Here is a 16,185-nt window from a genome sequence, read left to right as displayed (position 1 = left end):
CAGGCTGCTCCCGAACCCGCCGCTCCCGCACCGGCGGCGACGGTCGCAGCTCCCGATGCCTCGGCACCTGCCGCTCCCGCGGCTCCGACGGCCCCCGCAGCAGCCGACAATGCCGCACCCGCGGCGCCTGCCGCCGCGCCGGCCAAGCCCAAGGTCGCCAAGAAGCCGGTTCCGGCCGGGCCTTCCTATGCCGCCTCGACGCCGATCAAGATCCCGGCCACGCCCTGGTCTTCGATGCCGACCTTCGATGCCGGCTCGCTCGACCGTCTCAATGGCCTGTCGCAATATTATGCCCAGATCGCCCGCAATGGCGGGTTCCCCGCTGCCCCGCCCGCCGGCCTGTCCCAGGGCGCCACGGGCAGTGCCGTGCTGGCGTTGCGCCAGCGCCTGGTGATGGAGAAGGACCTGCCGGAATCCGAGCGTGACAATCCCAAATGGGATGCCAGGCTCACCACCGCCGTCAGCCGCTTCCAGCAGCGCTACGGCCTGCAGGCCACCGGCAAGATCGATGAGCGCACCCGCGCCCAGATGGCGGTTTCCGTGCAGCATCGCCTGGTCCAGATCGGCCACAACATGGAGCGCGTCGGCGCCCGCTTCATCGATTTCAACCGCCGCTATGTGGTGGTGAACATCCCGAGCGCCCAGGTCGAGGCCATCGAGAATGGCGAGGTGGCGCGCCGCTACATCGCCGTGGTCGGCCGCCCGCAGAACCCCTCGCCCGAGGTGGACGCCACCATCAGCGCCATCAATTTCAACCCGACCTGGACGGTGCCGCAATCCATCATCAAGAAGGAAATCGGCCCGCATATGGTGCGCGATCCTTCCTATCTCTCCCGCCAGAGGATGTCGGTGATCGACGGTTCGGGCCGCACCATCGATCCCAAGACGATTGACTGGTCGAGCGGCAAGGCCGCCAACTACACCATCCGTCAGGCCTATGGTGCCGGCAACTCGCTCGGCCAGCTGCGCATCCAGATGCCGAACTCGGATTCGGTCTATATGCACGACACGCCGTCCAAGCGTCTGTTCGGCTCGGTCGACCGCTTCTTCTCGCATGGCTGTGTGCGCGTGCAGGGCGTGAACGATCTCGCCGCCTGGCTGCTTGGCTCGGGCTGGGACGCCAAGCGTGTCGGCCAGGAGATCGCGACCGGTGCCCGCAAGGACCAGGCCATTCCGGACCGTGTGCCGGTGCATTGGGTCTACATGACCGCCTATGTCACGCCGGACGGCACCGCCCATTTCCGTCCCGATATCTATAATCTCGACTTCGGTTCGGCCGCGCGCATTGCCGATGCGCAGGTGGTCAATCCCTACTGATCGGGCCGATCTTCGGATCCATGAAAAGATACAGCCCGTCTTCGCCCGTGAGGGTGAAGACGGGCTGTATCTTTTTCTGCCTGTCTCAGTTCTTGTCTTCGACGGCCGCGCTTTCCGCATCCGTTTCGGAGCGGTCGAGCAGGGCGAGCATCGCCTTGCGCGCACCGTCGGCATCGCCGGCGAGGATCGGCTCGGCCACCGCACGGTGCATCGGCACCGTGTAGGGCAGCAGGACATTGCCGGCGCGCGAGACCTTGAACGACACGGCGAGCGAAGCCTCGATCGCCGGCTGGAAGGCGGCCAGCAGCACATTGTTGGTGGCCCGCACGATGGCGCGGTGGAAGGCGAGATCCGCGTCGATGGAAAGCTGGATGTCCTCGGCATTGGCCATCGCCTCGAAGGTTTCGGCGATGGAGGCCCGCTGCTCCGGCGTGGCGCGCAGCGCGGCGAGGGCCGCGGCCTCCGGCTCGATCATCCGGCGCAGCTCGAATAGGTCCTTGACGAAGCTCTTGGTGGCGCCGCCAGAGGTCTGCCAGACCAGCACGTCGACGTCGAGCCGGTTCCAATTGGCATGGGGCTGCACGATGGTGCCGCGGCGCGGGGTGGAGGAGAGCAGGCCCTTGCCGGCCAGGAGCTTGATGGCCTCGCGCAGCGAGGCGCGGGAGACGTCGAGCTCGCGCGAGAGGTCGGCCTCCGTCGGCAGTGCCATGCCGACCGCCCATTCCCCGGCAACGATGCGCTGGCCGATCAGCGCTGCCGCCTGGCTGTGGCGGGTTTGTGCTGCACCGGAACGAGAGCGGCTTGCGCTGCGTGCCATGGACGACCCCTTGTTTTATCCGAAACAGGCTTTGCGCGATCCGTTGGTTTGATTGTCCGCCAAAGCCGACGTTTCATGTTCCCTGATCTATTTGTTGCATTCCTCCTACCATACCGCCAAGCCCTAAGATCGCCCCGATGAGCTTAGCCACAAGATAGAGTCGCAAAGAATAGAAGGGTTCGGATCTGGGCTGCGATCGCGATTGCCACGCGCGAACACTCCGCTTAGCCATGTAGTGACGTTGTGTTCGGGGAGGCGACACCTATATGCTCGCCGCGCTTGTTTCATGTTGTTGTGAGGAGTCGTTCGTGCCCCGTTTCATCCCGGCCATTGCCGTTCTTGCCGCCCTGCTGGCATCGCCCGCGCGGGCCGACGACACCCTGGCCTCCCTCGATGCGGGCGGGCTCGTGCTCACCAAGACGGACAAGATCGCTCTCGTCTCGGAGGACCTTTATCTGTCCATCAAGGCAGTGAAGATCAGCTACCGTTTCCGCAATCTCACCAATGCCGACTACGAGGCCCTGGTGGCCTTTCCGATGCCCGATATCTCCGGGCAGGGACCGGCCGGCATTACCGACATTCCGGATCCTACCAGCGACAATTTCCTGAAATTCACCACCAAGGTCGACGGCAAGCCGGTCGACTCGCAGGTGGAGCAGCGTGTCTTCCTGCTGGAGGAAGGCAAGCCCGATGTCGAGATCACCGACAGGCTGAAGGCGCTCAAGCTTCCGCTGCTGCCGACCGTGGAGGCGACGGAGAAAGCCATCAATGCCCTCAGCGAAGCTGATCGCAAGGCGCTCGTCGATGCAGGCATCGTCTACAAAGACAGCTACAATGACGACAAGGGCGAGCGCCAAGTCTACTACCCATCCTGGACCCTGCGCTCGAAATTCTGGCGCAAGCAGGTGTTCCCGGCCGGCAAGGACGTGATCGTCCAGCAGGACTACGTGCCCAGCCATGGCGGCGTCTCGTCTCTGGTATTCGGCTCGCCGGATCTCGATGCCAAGCAGCGCAAGTCCTATGAGAAGGATTTCTGCACCGATGCGGCCTTCACAAAGGCGGCGGCGGCCTTGCGCAAGCGCGCTGCGGCCGATGAGGGCAAGACCTTCGTCAGCTACGAACAATATCTGGCCTATGTCATCACCTCGGGCGGCAACTGGGCTGGCCCGATCGGCGATTTCCGCCTGGTGGTCGACAAGGGCGATCCCAAGACGCTGGTGTCCTTCTGTGGCGAAGGCGTGAAGAAGATCGGCCCGACCACCTTCGAGATGGTGGTGAAGAACTACGTGCCCAAGACCGACATCAAGGTGCTGCTGCTGGTGAGCGAGGAGCAGAAGTGATGTGACCTGGCGGGACGGGCGCCAGCCGGGAACGCCCTGCCGGCTCCGATCTGCCACCGCTGCTTCGTGTTTGCGCTTGTCGAACGGCGTTGGCCGCATTAGGCCGTGTTGACCGGTACGATGGCCTTGCCACCGCGCCTCCCATCACGCTTCAGCTCCGTCTCGCCATGCCCGAACTCAGTTCCTTCCGTCGCATCGTCGTCAAGATCGGCTCCTCCCTGCTGGTCGACCAGGCCAAGGGGAAGTTGCGCCGCGACTGGCTGGCTTCCCTGGTCGCCGATCTCGCCCGTCACACCCAGCGCGGTGCCGAGGTGATCGTGGTCTCCTCAGGCGCTATCGCCTTGGGGCGCACGCTCCTGCACCTGCCCAAGGGCCCGTTGGCGCTGGAATCGAGCCAGGCGGCGGCGGCCGTCGGCCAGGTCGGCCTGGCGCAGGCCTGGGCCGAGACCTTGAGCGCGCAGGGCCTGACGGCGGCCCAGATCCTGGTCACGCTCGGCGATACCGAGGAGCGCAAGCGCTATCTCAACGCCCGGCGCACCATCGACAAGCTCCTGGAAATGAACTGCGTGCCGGTAGTGAACGAGAACGACACCGTCGCCACCACCGAGATCCGCTATGGCGATAATGACCGGCTGGCGGCCCGCGTCGCCACCATGGCCGGGGCGGATTGTCTGGTGCTGCTCTCCGACATCGACGGCCTCTATACCGCCCCGCCGCATCTCGACCCTGCCGCCACCCTGATCCCGGTGGTGCAGCGTATCACCGCCGCGATCGAGGGCGTGGCCGGCGATGCCGGCTCCGAGCTCTCGCGCGGGGGCATGCGCACCAAGGTCGAGGCGGCCAAGATCGCGGTCGGCGGCGGTACCACCATGGTGATCGCCTCGGGCAAGGTGGATTCGCCCCTGCTGCGCATCGAGGAAGGCGGGCCCTGCACCTGGTTCCTCACCCCTTCCAATCCGGTCACCGCCCGCAAGAAGTGGATCGTCGGTCATCTCGAACCGCGGGGCACGCTGCATGTGGATGCCGGCGCCGCCAAGGCGTTGCGAGGCGGCGCCAGCCTGCTGCCGGCAGGGGTGAAGCGTGTGGAGGGCACCTTCTCGCAGGGGGACGCGGTGATCATCCGCGATCCCTCCGGCGCCGAGATCGGCCGCGGCCTGGTGGCCTACGACATCGGCGAGGCGGCGCAGATTGCCGGCAAGAAGAGCCGCAGCATCGAGGACATTCTCGGCTGGGCCGGCCCCAGCGAGATGATCCACCGCGACGACTTGGCCCTGTTCAGCCGTTTCGAGGACCTCAGCACCGTGACGGTGGAATAGGCGGTGATCTCGCACGCTTTCATCGGCGTCGGCGATTTCGACAGGGCCTTCCGCTTCTACGAGGCTGTGTTCGGGGAACTCGGGCTGGTCCTGCGCTTTCGCGAGGATGAACGGCCGTGGGCGGGTTGGGTCAGGCCTGGTGTTCCACGCCCGATCTTCCTGATCGGCCGGCCCTTCGACGGGCAGGCTCCGACGCCCGGCAACGGTCCGATGATCGCCCTTTTGGCCGCCGACCGGTCCGCCGTGGCGCGAGCCTGGCAAGCAGCCCTTAACCATGGTGGTACGGACGAGGGTGCGCCTGGACTACGGCCCGAGTATCATGACCACTATTACGGCGCCTATTTCCGCGATCCCGACGGCAACAAGCTTTGCGTGTGTTGCCATGATGCGTTCGTGGAGTGATAGGCCTCCATTCGCTCAAGGATCTCCGATGCTCCGTCTGTGCACGCTCTTTGCCCCGCTCGCCATGCTGGGCGCCTGCTCCACCACGCCGCCGAAGGTGGAGTCGGTGACACGGGCGCTGGAGCGGCCCATCGTGGCTTGCCGCACGCAGCAGCATGTCGGCGCGCTGCATGCCTCCGGTGAACAATTCCAGCGCGAGTTCGACAACCACATGGCGGATGGACGCTGCCGCCGCTTCACGGCGGGGCAGAAGGTGCGCGACCGCACCAGGACCAGCTTCGTCGATCCGGGCAACGGCGTACGCTACTATATCTACCAGGGCGGCTGAAGGGATGGCGCCTGCACCGGGCGGGCAGGGAGCAGGTGACCTCGCGGACCGTGTCGCGGGCCTCTATGAGGCCCATGCCGACGCCTGGGACGACCTGCGGCGCCGGCATTTCCTCGAGGCGACCTGGTTCGATCGATTCCTGGCGCTTCTGCCGGCCGGGCCGGCGTCGATCCTCGATATCGGCTGCGGAGCTGGTGAACCGGTCGCCCGCCATTGCATCGAACGAGGGCATCGGGTGACCGGCCTCGATGCCGCTCCCTCCCTGGTCGGGCTCTGCAAGGCGCGCTTTCCGGGCCATGACTGGCTGGTCGGGGACATGCGAACCCTGGCACTCGGGCAGACCTTCGACGGCATCATCGCCTGGAACAGCTTCTTCCATCTCCCGCCGGCAGACCAGCGAGGCATGTTCGCGACCTTCCGTCGGCATGCGAGACAGCATTCGGTGCTGATCTTCACCAGCGGCACGGAGCATGGCGAAGCAATCGGCTCCTTCCAGGGCGAGCCGCTCTACCACGGCAGCCTGGATCCCCAGGAATACCGCCGGCTGCTGGAAACCAACGGCTTTGATATCGTCTCGCATGTGGTGGAAGATCCCGATTGCGGAGGGGCGACGATTTGGGTCGCCCGGCTTGCCTGAAGTGGTGCTTGCCTTTCGCGGTAGCGCTCCCGGACAGTCGCCGCAGCTCTGATGCGAGGCCAAGAGGGTGAGCAAAAGCGATATCTCCACGGGCGATCTGACCTTGGGCCGGACGATCCGTTCGTGGCCGGGCATCGGCAGCGCGGCGGAGGTCGTGCAGCACGCCTCGCTGCTGTGCCGCAGGCTCGCTTCTGACGGCCCTGGCCTGGTACTTGTCGAAAGCGGACGCAAGATCATCCGCAACGAAGGTGTCGAACTGACGGCATCCGCCGGCCAGGTGGTGCTCGTGCCCGATGGCTGCGACTTCGACGTGATCAACCAGCCGGCGGCCGACGGCCCCTATCGCGCCGTCGCCCTGAATTTCGCACCGGCTCTCTTTCAGGACCTGCGGGTCGCCAATCTACCGCCCCTGCGCAGGATCGAGGTTCTTGTTGATCCATCGGTAGCGTTCCGGCACGCTTGCGATGTTGCGGCGCGGGCTATCGCGGAGCGGGAGACTTTGCCCGAAGCGGTGGCCGCGGCGCGTGTGCGCGAGATACTGCTCTGGCTGGATGGATTCGGGTATCGTTTCGAACTGCGCGGCGGCAACGATCTTGTGGCGCGCCTGCGCCGGATGCTGGTGGCCGAGCCAGGGGGCACCTGGCGTGCTGCTGCGGTTGCCGCGTCCATCGGCATGAGCGAGCCGAGCCTGCGTCGCCACCTCGCCTGGCGCGGCACCAGCTTCACCGACCTGCTGATTGATGTCCGCATGACCGCGGCGCTCTACAGGCTGCAATCGACGGATCAGCCGATCACACGGATTGCCCTCGATGTCGGCTATGACTCCGCCTCCCGCTTTTCCGTGCGGTTTCGTAGCCGCTTTGGTTTTGCACCCAGCGAAATCAGAGGTCATCATCGTGAGTTTGATCGAAATGGCACGAAAGATGACCTTTCGGGCGCTGCGCCGATGGTGGCGGGATGACAGGATGGCTTCCTTGAACGAAGGAAGCTCAACCATGAAATACATCCTGTCCGGCGCCGTGGCGCTGGGATTGACCGCAACTCAGCCTGTCGCAGCTTTTGAATTGACCAGCGCCGACATCGGCGAGGGGGCTGTACTCGCCAAGGCGCAGGTGGCAAACGTCTTCGGCTGTTCGGGCGGAAACGTTTCGCCCGCCTTGAGCTGGAAAGATCCGCCCGAGGGCACCAGGAGCTATGCGGTGACGCTCTACGATCCCGATGCACCGACGGGCTCGGGCTGGTGGCACTGGATCGTATACGACATCCCGGCCTCCGCGACATTGCTGCCATCCGGGGCAGGGGACGGCAAGGCGCTGCCATCGGGGACGGTCCAGGGGCGCAACGATGCGGGCATGCCCGCCTTCATGGGAGCCTGCCCACCGCCAGGCCCCGCCCATCGCTATGTCCTGACGATCACCGCGCTGAAGGTGCCCAGGCTCGACCTGCCTGCCGATGCCAGCGGCGCGATGATCGGCTTCACGATCCACGCCAATGCCCTGGCCTCGGCCACGATTACCGCAACCTACGGACAGTAGGGGCGCGCTGCTCAGCCGGCCTATCCCCTGTTCGCCACCGCCACGCCGAGCGCTGCTATAGCGAGGCCGGCGATCTGGATGGGGGTGAGCCCCTCGCCGAACATGCCCCAGGCCATCAGGGCGGAAACGCCCGGCACCAAATAGAGCAGGGCGGCGACCTGGGCCACCGCACCGCGCTTGATCAGCACCATCAGCAGCAGGATGGCACCGATCGACATGCCGAAGATGGACCAGGCAAGGCCCGTCCAGGCGGCGGCGGAGGCCCAATCGAAATGGCCGCTTTCGGTGAGGAGGCCGCCGATGAGGATCGGCACCATCGCACCAGCATATTGCACGGCTGTGTTGGTGGCGAGGTCGGCGCCGCGCCCGCGCCGCTTCTGCCAGATGGTGCCGAGCGTGATCGCCATCATGCCCGCCAGGCAGACCAGGAGAGGCACAAGCGGGATGCCGCCGTCCCCGGTCGCGCCGAGCTTGGGGATGAGGGTCAGCCCGGCGCCGGCCGCGCCGATGACGATGCCGAGTGCCCGCCGGCGCGAGACCTCCTCCCCGAGCAGCGGCTTGGAGAGGAGACCGGTGAGCAGGGGCTGCAGGCCGGCGATGAGCGCCGATATGCCCGAGGGCAGGCCATGTGAAACGGCCCAGAACACGCCGCCGAGATAGAGGCCGTGGATCAGCAGGCCGGCCACGAGCGCATCCAGCCAGGCCCGGCCGCTCTGGGGCCAGGAGGCGCCGCTCCAAAGCGCATAGAGCCCGAGCAGAACGCCGGCCGCCACGAAGCGCAGGCCGAGAAAGGTCAGCGGCTCGGCATGAGGGGCCACCAGCCGCGCCGTGACGAAGCCTGTCGACCACAAAGGCACGAACAGGGCCGCCAGCACGGAGGACGGCAGGGCGGGACGGTGAACGGCGGAATCGGCGCTGGACATGGGAGCTCAAAAGCGTTTTCCGAAAAAGTTGACAGACTTTTCGATCAAGAAAACGCGTCAAAATAAAAACGTAGAGAAGAAGTGCGATTCGGAGAAATCGCACTTTGCTCAAAAAACAAAAGCCGCCGTCCGGTTGCCCGAACGGCGGCTTTCAAACGTCAGACCTTCAGGCCGCCTTCTTCTTGGCTGGGAGAAGCTTGCGGTTGATCAGCACCTCGGCGATCTGGATGGCGTTGAGCGCGGCACCCTTGCGCAGATTGTCGGAGACAACCCACATGTCCAGGCCGTTCTCCACCGTGATGTCCTCGCGGATGCGGGAGATATAGGTGGCATCCTCGCCCGAAGCCTCGTAGGGCGTGATGTAGCCGCCGGGCTCGCGCTTGTCGATCACCAGGCAGCCCGGCGCCGAACGCAGGATCTCGCGGGCTTCGTCGGCCGTCACCGGCTTCTCGAACTCGATGTTCACCGCTTCCGAATGGGAAATGAACACCGGCACGCGCACGCAGGTCGCGGTCAGCTTGATCTTGGGGTCGAGGATCTTCTTGGTCTCGGCCACCATCTTCCACTCTTCCTTCGTGTACCCGTCCTCCATGAAGACATCGATGTGCGGGATCACGTTGAAGGCGATGCGCTTGGGAAACTTCTTCGGCTCGACCGCATCGTTGACATAGATGGCCTTGGTCTGGGCGAAGAGTTCGTCGAGGCCTTCCTTGCCCGCGCCGGAGACCGACTGGTAGGTGGCGACGACGACGCGCTTGATGCCGAAGCGCTCATGCAGCGGCTTCAGCGCCACCACGAGCTGGGCGGTGGAGCAGTTCGGGTTGGCGATGATGTTCTTCTTCGAGAAGCCGGCGACCGCATCGGCGTTCACTTCCGGAACGATCAGCGGCACGTCGGCGTCGTAGCGCCAGGCCGAGGAATTGTCGATGACGACGCAACCCTGAGCGCCGATCTTCGGCGACCATTCCTTGGATACGTCACCGCCGGCCGACATCAGCGCGATGTCGGTGTCGGAGAAGTCATAAGTGGCCAAGTCCCGCGTTTTCAGCGTTTTGTCGCCATACGAAACTTCCGTGCCCAGGCTGCGGCGCGAAGCCAGAGCAACCACTTCATCGGCGGGGAACGCCCGCTCGGCCAGAATGTTCAGCATCTCGCGGCCCACATTGCCTGTGGCGCCCACGACGGCGACCTTGTAACCCACTGTCTTAAGTCCTTCTCCGTGAATTGTCGGATGTACAACCGGTTCCCATATGGGGACGGCGCGCTGGAATATCATTGTGCGCCGCCGCATGCAATTGAACGTTTAGTGTTCCGGCCTGGTGGTTCGCAGCAAGATTGCGCCGAATATGGCCGAAAGGATGGAGCCGAGCAGCACGCCGATCTTGGTCTCGTCGAGCAAGTTCGGGGCATTGGCGTAGGCGAGGCCGCCGATGAACAGGCTCATGGTGAAGCCGATGCCGCAGAGCAGCGCCACGCCGTAGAGATGGCGCCAATTGGCATTGGCCGGCAATTCGGCCCAATTGGCTCGGATGGCGAGGGCCGCGAAGGCAAAGACGCCGATCTGCTTGCCGACGAACAGGCCGAGCGTCACCCCGAGCGTGACGGGGTCGACGAGATTGCCGAGCGACAGGCCGCCGAGGGCGACGCCGGCATTGGCGAAACCAAAGATCGGCACGACCAGATAGGTGACCCAGGGGTGGAGGCCGTGCTCGAGCTTGTGCAGCGGCGTGTGGTCATGCTCATGCCCGCCCTCGCGGCGCAGCGGGATGGTGAAGGCAAGCGCCACGCCGGCCAGCGTGGCATGCACGCCGGACAGATAGGTCAGCACCCACAACACCACGCCGAGTGCCAGATAGGCCGGCAGGAAGGTGACACCGCGCCGGTTCATGAGGGAAAGCACCACCAGGACGACGAACGCGCCGTTGAGCATCCAGATGTTCAGGGAGGCGGTATAGAACAGGGCAATGATCACCACCGCGCCGAGATCGTCGATGATGGCGAGAGCGGTGAGGAAGACTTTCAGCGAAGCCGGTACGCGTGGGCCGAGCAGGGCCAGCACGCCGAGGGCGAAGGCGATGTCGGTGGCCGAGGGAATGGCCCAGCCCTGCAGCGTGCCCTCCGTCCGCCAGTTGACCGCCACGAAGATCAGGGCCGGCACCACCATGCCGCCGACAGCGGCGATGCCCGGCAGGGCCCGGCGCGGCCAGCTCGACAACTGTCCGTCCAGCACCTCGCGCTTGATCTCCAGGCCGACCAGCAGGAAGAACAGCGCCATCAGCCCGTCATTGATCCAGTGCAGCAGGCTGAGACCACCGATGTAGAGGTGGAGCGTATGGAAATAGGCTTCGCCGAGCGGGGAATTGGCCACGATCAGGGCGAGCGCCGCCACCGCCATCAGGATGATGCCGCCGGCAGCCTCGGTGGCGAGGAAGCTCCTGAGAAAGGATGGGCGGCCGGTCTGAGACATGAATCGGGGTCCTTGCGGTTGGGGAAACCCGTCTCAGGCTGCGCATTTCCCAGGGATCGTCGGGGTGTCCTGGAAGGGTAGAAAAAACCCGCTGCAATTGACAGCGTTTTCGGGAAGGTTGGACATGCCGCTCTGAAGACCGGCACACCGCATCTCTGCGCCCTATTCGGCAAAGAATGCCTGTGATCCGCGGGGAACAGCACCCCCGCCACGTCATTTTTGCAACAAATTCCAGCCATTTTGGCAGGGCCCAATTGCCGCAACGTAAAATTGCGGACGCGAATGCCTTCGCTGGTGTTCCGGCCTTGAAATGGGAATGTTTTGACATGGATCTGACCAGACGTGCCGCCCTGCAACTGGCCGGAACGGCCTGTGCGAGCCTGGCGACCGGATGGGGTGGTGCCCTCGCGGCCACGGATACCTTCGGCCCGGAGACGGTGATCGCCAAGGCGAGAGAACTGGCGGCCAAGCCCTATGTCGGTCCCGGCGATGCCCTGCCCGAAAGCCTGAGCCAGCTCAGCTATGACGATTTCCGTCGCATCAATTTCCGCACCGATCGTACCCTGCTGCGCGACGGCGGCTCGAATTTCGGCCTGCAGCTCTTCCATCGCGGCAGCATCTTCAAGCACCAGGCCAAGGTGAATCTGGTGGCCGACGGCGCCGTCAAGCCGCTGTTCTATTCGCCCGATTTGTTCGATTTCGGCGACAGGGGCCCGCCGCAGGGCCTGCCGACCTCGCTGGGCTTTGCCGGCATACGCTTGCTCTATCCGCTCAATCACAGCGGCAAGATGGACGAGCTCGCCGCCTTCCTGGGGGCCAGCTATTTCCGCTTCCTTGGCAAGGGGCAGCATTACGGCCTCTCGGCGCGCGGGCTCTCGCTGGGGTCGGGCGGCCCGGGCGAGGAATTTCCCGACTTCGTCGAATTCTGGGTCGAGACACCGCAGGCCGGCCAGGGCAGCATCGCCGTGCACGCCCTGCTCGACGGCCCCTCCGTCACCGGCGCCTATCGTTTCGCGTTCGAGCCGGGCACGGGTGATGATGTCGCGGTGCAGGCCACGCTCTTCGCGCGCAAGGATCTCAAGGAGATGGGCCTGGCGCCGCTGACCTCGATGTTCCTCTATGGCGAGAATACCCTCAATCGCCCGCGGGACTTCCGTCCCGAAGTGCATGATTCCGACGGCCTGGCCATCCAGTCCGAAGGCGGGGAATGGCTGTGGCGCCCGTTGCGCAACCCCACGCGCAATTCCGTCGCCAATTTCTTTTCCAAGGACATCAAGGGTTTTGGTCTCCTCCAGCGCGACCGCGCCTTCGGCAGCTATCAGGATCTGGAGGCTCTCTACGACAAGCGCCCCGGTTATTGGGTCGAGATGAAGAGCCGACTCGGACAAGGGCGCGTGGTGCTGGTGGAACTGCATTCAAACGCCGAGACCGACGACAATGTCGTTGCCACCTGGGTGCCGGACATCCAGCCCAAGGCGGGCAGCGAGACGCAGATTTCCTATGTCATCCATGCCGTTGCTGGTCCGCTGCATCAGGGCGGCCAGGCCTATGCCACGTTCGAAACCCACAACGCCGCAGCCACCACTGCCGGCAAGCCCAGCGTCACCCGCTTCCTGATCGATTTCGTCGGCGACCGGCTGAAGGACGTCGCCCTCGACGTCAGCAAGATCGAACTGGTGATCTGGGGCTCGAACGGCACGGTGTCCGCTCCCTCGGTGGTGGCCAATCCGGCCATCAATGGGGTGCGGGCGAGTTTCGATGCCGAGCCGCCGCCCGGCGAGGACATCGACCTCAGGGCCTTCCTGCGCCTGGGCACGGAGACGCTGACGGAGACCTGGACCTACCGGCTCGACTCGGCCCAGCCGGTGTGAGGGATTGGAGCGCGGACATCGCAGCGACATGCCCGCGCTCCAGGGGAAGCGCGTCGAATTTACGGGGCATAAACCATCCCCGTAACTTCCGATCCCGAAGCTGCGAAGACGAGGCCATGTCCCGGGTGCGCGGACGTCTCGTCCGCTCCTGGAAACGCTGCGTATTGCCAGAAAAGCGACGGACGGGACGTCCGTGCACCCGGAAATCAGCTCTCGTCTGCCATAAACCGGCCCTTAACCCGCCTTGCCTAGCGTGAGCCTGGGCTATTGGTGTTGCGTTCCCGTCAGATTTCCGAAAGGACGTCTCGATCCGATCCGGATTGCCGCACCTTGCAACTTTGAGGTTTACGGCAATGCGGACCATGCGACGCGGCTTTGCACAAAGCTACGCTCTTCCCGACGAACTGAAGAGCATGCTGACGCGCAGGCTGAACGAACTGCTCGGCATGGCGCTGATCGGCTTCACGGGCCTGGCCGCCATCGCATTGGCGACCTGGTCGGTGCAGGATGCCAGCTACAACCATGTCGGCGGTGCCCTGCCGATCCGCAACTGGCTCGGCTTTTCCGGTGCCGTTACCGCCGATTTCCTTACCCAGATGTTCGGCATCGCCTCGATTGCGCTGCTGGCGCCGCTCGCCTTCCTGGGCTGGCGCCTGCTGGCACACAAGGCCTTCGATTCCCAGCGCATGCGCCTGATCTGCCTCGTCGTGGGCGTTCTCCTGGCGGCCGGCTGCTTGTCGGGCCTGCCGGTCACCGCGCATTGGCCGCTGCCCACGGGCCTGGGCGGTGCGGTCGGCGACTGGGTCTTCTATCTGTTCACGCCGCTGTTCTTCGCCGGCAAGTCGGTGATCGGCCAGGCCGTGCTGACGCTGGCACTTGGTTTCGGTGCTTTTTTCACCCTGGCCATCGCCTCCGGCTTCTTCTTCCAATATCGCGAAGAGGAGCGTCCGGCGCCTGAGATGCCGATGCGCATCCGCGGCCAGCCGCGCCGCATGAGCGAGGAGGAGGACGAGGAGGACGAGCGTTCCGCCGTGCTCGGCGCCCTGATGCATTGGGGGCTGATGGCCAAGAGCGCGCTCTTCCGCAAGCGCGTCAAGGTCACGCCGAGCCGGATCGAACGCCAGCGCTACGAACGCGACGGCCGCGAACCGCCGATGTACCGGCCCGGCGGCATCTCCGACCTCTTCGCCCGCGTCAAGGCGGCTGCCCATCTGATCGCCCGTCCCGTTTCGGCGCAGGCCGAGCCCGCCCGCCGCGAGCCGGCCTTCACGCCGCGCACCGCTCCGCGCGCCGACGCCCGGCGTCCGCATGAGGCGGTTTCACTCGACGGCGAGGAACTGCCGGAGGCCATCGATCAATATTCCGGCAGCCAGCCGGCCTATACGCCCTATGACGATGAGGACGAACTGCCGCCGATGCCACCGCCGCGCCGGCCGCTGATCAGCGCCGAGGAAGCCGCGCGCCGCGTCGAGCCCGCCATCACCACCACGCGGGTGGCCCAGCCGAGCGCGGCTGTGAAACCGGGCAAGCGCCTCCTGCGCGAGAGCGAGCCGGATTTCCCCTTCGAGCATCGCTACGAGCTGCCGCCGCTCTCCCTTTTGACCGAGCCGCGCAAGCAGGCTGGCATCGGTGTCTCCCAGGAGGCGCTCGAACAGAACGCCCGCCTGCTCGAAGGCGTGCTGGAAGATTTCGGCGTGCGCGGCGAGATCATCAATGTGCGCCCCGGCCCGGTGGTGACGCTCTACGAACTGGAGCCCGCCGCCGGTATCAAGGCCGCGCGCGTCATCGGCCTCGCCGACGACATCGCCCGCTCGATGTCGGCGCTGTCGGCCCGCGTCGCCGTGGTGCCCGGCCGCAACGTCATCGGCATCGAGCTGCCCAATTCCAAGCGCGAAATGGTGTATTTCCGCGAGCTTCTGGCCTCGGAGGATTTCGAGAAGTCGAAGTTCAAGCTGGCGCTGGCGCTGGGCAAGACCATCGGCGGCGAGCCGGTGATGGCACAGCTGGAGAAGATGCCGCATCTGCTCGTGGCCGGCACCACCGGCTCGGGCAAGTCGGTCGCCATCAACACCATGATCCTGTCGCTGCTCTACCGGCTGAGGCCGGAGGAGTGCCGCATGATCATGGTCGACCCCAAGATGCTCGAGCTCTCCATCTATGACGGCATCCCGCACCTTTTGGCGCCCGTCGTCACCGATATGAAGAAGGTGGTGCTCGCGCTCAAATGGGCGGTGCGCGAGATGGAAGAGCGCTACAAGAAGATGGCCAAGCTCGGCGTGCGCAACATCGACGGCTACAACCAGCGTGCCGCCGAGGCCATGGCCAAGGGCGAGACGGTGATGCGCACCGTGCAGACCGGCTTCGACAAGGAGACCGGCCAGGCCCTCTACGAGCAGGAGGAGATGGATCTCTCGCCGGTGCCCTACATCGTCATCATCGTCGACGAAATGGCCGACCTGATGATCCAGGAAGGCAAGAACGTCGAAGGGCCGATCCAGCGCCTGGCCCAGATGGCGCGTGCCGCCGGCATCCATCTGATCATGGCGACTCAGCGTCCCTCGGTCGACGTCATCACCGGCACGATCAAGGCCAACTTCCCCACCCGCATCTCGTTCCAGCTCACCACCAAGATCGACAGCCGCACCATCCTGGGCGAGCAGGGCGCCGAGCAGCTGCTCGGCCAGGGCGACATGCTGCACATGGCCGGCGGCGGGCGCATCTCGCGCGTGCACGGCCCCTTCGTCTCCGACGAGGAGGTGGAGAAGGTGGTCACCCATCTCAAGGCCCAGGGTCGGCCCGATTATCTCGACGCCATCACGGCGGATGAGGACGAGGGCGGCGACGACGAGGCCGCCGACGGCGCCGTGTTCGACAAGACGGCGATGGGCTCCGAGGATGGCGGCGACCTCTACGACCAGGCGCTCAAGGTGGTGATGCGCGACAAGAAGTGCTCGACCTCCTACATCCAGCGCCGCCTGCAGATCGGCTACAACCGCGCCGCCTCGCTGGTGGAGCGCATGGAGAAGGAAGGCATCGTCGGCCCGGCCAACCACGCCGGCAAGCGCGAGATCCTGGTCTACAGCCGCGACGTCAGGAATGGCGAGGAGGAAAGCCAGGAGGACGAGGAATAGGGGCCGGCAACTGTAGTTGAGCGAGTGTCAGGCCTTGAACGGGGCCTGATCGCGCAAGATTGCATTGAGAGTGATGAGGATCTTTCGGGCCAAGGCGATGA

Annotated in this window: 14 protein-coding genes; 10 read left to right on the top strand and 4 right to left on the bottom strand. The window is 65.2% G+C overall.

The window, feature by feature from the left end:
- Nucleotides 1-1,317, top strand: a 1,317-nt coding sequence (locus BA190_RS27175; RefSeq protein ID WP_202908529.1) for a murein L,D-transpeptidase, incomplete at its 5' end; no start/stop codon positions are given.
- Nucleotides 1,318-1,402: 85 nt separating this feature from the next.
- Here BA190_RS27175 and BA190_RS27170 read toward each other — a convergent pair.
- Nucleotides 1,403-2,134 (bottom strand): FadR/GntR family transcriptional regulator, encoded by a 732-nt coding sequence (locus tag BA190_RS27170; RefSeq protein WP_082980066.1) that lies wholly within the window; start codon nt 2,132-2,134, stop codon nt 1,403-1,405.
- Nucleotides 2,135-2,442: 308 nt separating this feature from the next.
- Here BA190_RS27170 and BA190_RS27165 point away from each other — a divergent pair, with 308 nt between their 5' ends.
- From BA190_RS27165 to BA190_RS27135, 7 genes are all read left to right on the top strand, one after another.
- Nucleotides 2,443-3,474, top strand: coding sequence for a DUF4424 family protein (locus BA190_RS27165; RefSeq protein WP_068295463.1), 1,032 nt, complete (start codon nt 2,443-2,445; stop codon nt 3,472-3,474).
- A gap of 167 nt (nt 3,475-3,641) precedes the next feature.
- The gene (gene proB, locus BA190_RS27160; RefSeq protein ID WP_068295460.1) at nt 3,642-4,790 is read left to right on the top strand and encodes a glutamate 5-kinase; all 1,149 of its coding nucleotides are present in this window, start codon (nt 3,642-3,644) and stop codon (nt 4,788-4,790) included.
- 3 nt (nt 4,791-4,793) lie between these two features.
- Nucleotides 4,794-5,192, top strand: coding sequence for a VOC family protein (locus BA190_RS27155; protein ID WP_068295456.1), 399 nt, complete (start codon nt 4,794-4,796; stop codon nt 5,190-5,192).
- A 28-nt stretch (nt 5,193-5,220) separates the two neighbouring features.
- Nucleotides 5,221-5,520, top strand: coding sequence for a hypothetical protein (locus BA190_RS27150; RefSeq protein ID WP_068295453.1), 300 nt, complete (start codon nt 5,221-5,223; stop codon nt 5,518-5,520).
- A 4-nt stretch (nt 5,521-5,524) separates the two neighbouring features.
- The gene (locus BA190_RS27145; protein WP_068295450.1) at nt 5,525-6,157 is read left to right on the top strand and encodes a class I SAM-dependent methyltransferase; all 633 of its coding nucleotides are present in this window, start codon (nt 5,525-5,527) and stop codon (nt 6,155-6,157) included.
- Nucleotides 6,158-6,224: 67 nt separating this feature from the next.
- Nucleotides 6,225-7,118 (top strand): AraC family transcriptional regulator, encoded by an 894-nt coding sequence (locus tag BA190_RS27140; protein WP_082980064.1) that lies wholly within the window; start codon nt 6,225-6,227, stop codon nt 7,116-7,118.
- 34 nt (nt 7,119-7,152) lie between these two features.
- On the top strand, nt 7,153-7,692 hold the full coding sequence (locus BA190_RS27135; RefSeq protein WP_068295446.1) for a YbhB/YbcL family Raf kinase inhibitor-like protein: 540 nt from the start codon (nt 7,153-7,155) through the stop codon (nt 7,690-7,692).
- A gap of 20 nt (nt 7,693-7,712) precedes the next feature.
- Here the strand turns inward: BA190_RS27135 and BA190_RS27130 are convergent, their stop codons facing one another.
- The 3 genes from BA190_RS27130 to nhaA form a co-directional block, all read right to left on the bottom strand.
- Nucleotides 7,713-8,615 carry a DMT family transporter gene (locus BA190_RS27130; RefSeq protein WP_068295443.1) on the bottom strand — a complete coding sequence of 301 codons (903 nt, stop codon included), beginning with the start codon at nt 8,613-8,615 and terminating at the stop codon, nt 7,713-7,715.
- A 166-nt stretch (nt 8,616-8,781) separates the two neighbouring features.
- On the bottom strand, nt 8,782-9,816 hold the full coding sequence (locus BA190_RS27125) for an aspartate-semialdehyde dehydrogenase (protein ID WP_068295440.1): 1,035 nt from the start codon (nt 9,814-9,816) through the stop codon (nt 8,782-8,784).
- 102 nt (nt 9,817-9,918) lie between these two features.
- Nucleotides 9,919-11,082 (bottom strand): Na+/H+ antiporter NhaA, encoded by a 1,164-nt coding sequence (gene nhaA / locus BA190_RS27120; protein ID WP_068295435.1) that lies wholly within the window; start codon nt 11,080-11,082, stop codon nt 9,919-9,921.
- 326 nt (nt 11,083-11,408) lie between these two features.
- Here nhaA and BA190_RS27115 point away from each other — a divergent pair, with 326 nt between their 5' ends.
- Both BA190_RS27115 and BA190_RS27110 read left to right on the top strand, forming a co-directional pair.
- The gene (locus BA190_RS27115; RefSeq protein ID WP_068295432.1) at nt 11,409-12,953 is read left to right on the top strand and encodes a glucan biosynthesis protein; all 1,545 of its coding nucleotides are present in this window, start codon (nt 11,409-11,411) and stop codon (nt 12,951-12,953) included.
- 413 nt (nt 12,954-13,366) lie between these two features.
- Entirely contained in the window at nt 13,367-16,084 is a 2,718-nt protein-coding gene (locus BA190_RS27110; RefSeq protein WP_068295465.1) for a DNA translocase FtsK, read from the top strand.
- Nucleotides 16,085-16,185 lie beyond the last annotated feature (101 nt).

The organism is Labrys sp. WJW (assembly GCF_001676615.1).
In the GTDB taxonomy this organism is placed as follows: Bacteria; Pseudomonadota; Alphaproteobacteria; order Rhizobiales; family Labraceae; genus Labrys; species Labrys sedimenti.
The sequence above is the reverse complement of the archived record's forward strand: the minus strand, read 5'-3'. Positions and strand labels throughout refer to the sequence as shown.

Coding starts and splice junctions, on each gene's coding strand:
- BA190_RS27170 (WP_082980066.1), bottom strand. CDS start 2,134: ATGGCACGCAGCGCAAGCCGCTCTCGTTCCGGTGCAGCACAAACCCGC.
- proB (WP_068295460.1), top strand. CDS start 3,642: ATGCCCGAACTCAGTTCCTTCCGTCGCATCGTCGTCAAGATCGGCTCC.
- BA190_RS27150 (WP_068295453.1), top strand. CDS start 5,221: ATGCTCCGTCTGTGCACGCTCTTTGCCCCGCTCGCCATGCTGGGCGCC.
- BA190_RS27145 (WP_068295450.1), top strand. CDS start 5,525: ATGGCGCCTGCACCGGGCGGGCAGGGAGCAGGTGACCTCGCGGACCGT.
- BA190_RS27135 (WP_068295446.1), top strand. CDS start 7,153: ATGAAATACATCCTGTCCGGCGCCGTGGCGCTGGGATTGACCGCAACT.
- BA190_RS27130 (WP_068295443.1), bottom strand. CDS start 8,615: ATGTCCAGCGCCGATTCCGCCGTTCACCGTCCCGCCCTGCCGTCCTCC.
- nhaA (WP_068295435.1), bottom strand. CDS start 11,082: ATGTCTCAGACCGGCCGCCCATCCTTTCTCAGGAGCTTCCTCGCCACC.
- BA190_RS27115 (WP_068295432.1), top strand. CDS start 11,409: ATGGATCTGACCAGACGTGCCGCCCTGCAACTGGCCGGAACGGCCTGT.
- BA190_RS27110 (WP_068295465.1), top strand. CDS start 13,367: ATGCTGACGCGCAGGCTGAACGAACTGCTCGGCATGGCGCTGATCGGC.